This is a genomic window from Psychrobacter pasteurii (genome assembly GCF_900162815.1).
In the GTDB taxonomy this organism is placed as follows: Bacteria; Pseudomonadota; Gammaproteobacteria; order Pseudomonadales; family Moraxellaceae; genus Psychrobacter; species Psychrobacter pasteurii.
This window is the reverse complement of sequence record NZ_FUGD01000154.1, coordinates 1-578: the sequence shown is the minus strand read 5'-3', so window position 1 is coordinate 578 and position 578 is coordinate 1. Positions and strand designations below refer to the sequence as shown.

General features: G+C 45.0%; 1 protein-coding gene. It reads left to right on the top strand.

Annotated features, from left to right (window positions below; translation table 11 throughout):
- The coding region (locus A1232T_RS12810; RefSeq protein ID WP_167367082.1) for a DDE-type integrase/transposase/recombinase at positions 1 to 578 on the top strand (578 nt) is incomplete at both ends.

Below are 578 nucleotides of genomic sequence, written 5' to 3'. Positions count from 1 at the left end.
AGGTATCTATCATGCCTCAGAATCCACCTTTTACCGTGTACTTAAAGCCCATAATCAGCTAAACCACAGAGGACGTAGCCTAGCTCCTAAAGTCAGTAGTAAACCGCAATCATTTACTGCTACAGGGCCATGCCAAGTGTTCTGTTGGGACATCACATACCTGCCAAGTCCTGTACGAGGTCAGTTCTATTATCTTTATATGATTGAGGATGTGTATAGCCGTAAGATTGTGGGATGGGAAGTGTACGATCATGAGTCAGGAGAGCTTGCCGCACAGCTTCTACAGCGTACATTAATTAAAGAGAAGTGTTTGCATTCAGGCTTAGTTCTACATTCTGATAATGGGGCACCGATGAAGGCACAAACGATGCGAATGAAAGCTTATGAGCTTGGGGTGGTGACCTCTTATAGTAGACCTCGGGTAAGTAATGACAATCCATTTGCTGAGTCGCTGTTTAAAACGTGCAAGTACCGCCCGGATTGGCCCACAGATGGGTTTAATAGTCTTGATGAAGCGAGAGCTTGGGTGCTTAGGTTTACTCATTGGTATAACATGGAGCATAAGCACAGTCAGCTTC